Origin of the sequence: Pseudomonas sp. PNPG3 (genome assembly GCF_023093815.1) — a bacterium.
GTDB lineage: Bacteria > Pseudomonadota > Gammaproteobacteria > Pseudomonadales > Pseudomonadaceae > Aquipseudomonas > Aquipseudomonas asiatica.
In genome coordinates, this window is record NZ_JALLKV010000145.1 from 1 (window position 1) to 447 (window position 447).

At 60.2% G+C, this 447-nt stretch carries 4 tRNA genes; all 4 read left to right on the forward strand.

Features of this window, described 5'->3' with window-relative positions:
• Positions 1-76: transfer RNA gene (locus tag MJ643_RS30480), tRNA-Ala, on the forward strand.
• A 41-nt stretch (positions 77-117) separates the two neighbouring features.
• Positions 118-193 (forward strand) — tRNA-Glu (locus MJ643_RS30485).
• Between the two features lie 60 nt (positions 194-253).
• A tRNA-Ala gene (locus MJ643_RS30490) sits at positions 254-329 on the forward strand.
• A 41-nt stretch (positions 330-370) separates the two neighbouring features.
• A tRNA-Glu gene (locus MJ643_RS30495) sits at positions 371-446 on the forward strand.
• Position 447 lies beyond the last annotated feature (1 nt).

A 447-nucleotide genomic window follows, 5' to 3' on the forward strand; every position in this document is an offset into this window, starting at 1 on the left:
GGGGCTATAGCTCAGCTGGGAGAGCGCCTGCATGGCATGCAGGAGGTCAGCGGTTCGATCCCGCTTAGCTCCACCAATTTGCCGCGGTTCGCGTAAGCGGATCGGCACGAAGGTTACGTCCCCTTCGTCTAGTGGCCTAGGACACCGCCCTTTCACGGCGGTAACAGGGGTTCGAGTCCCCTAGGGGACGCCACTTTTCCTGCGTTTTGCAGGGATTTAAAGGCTCGTCGATTACTGATGAGCCTTTTGTTTCGGGGCTATAGCTCAGCTGGGAGAGCGCCTGCATGGCATGCAGGAGGTCAGCGGTTCGATCCCGCTTAGCTCCACCAATTTGCCGCGGTTCGCGTAAGCGGATCGGCACGAAGGTTACGTCCCCTTCGTCTAGTGGCCTAGGACACCGCCCTTTCACGGCGGTAACAGGGGTTCGAGTCCCCTAGGGGACGCCAC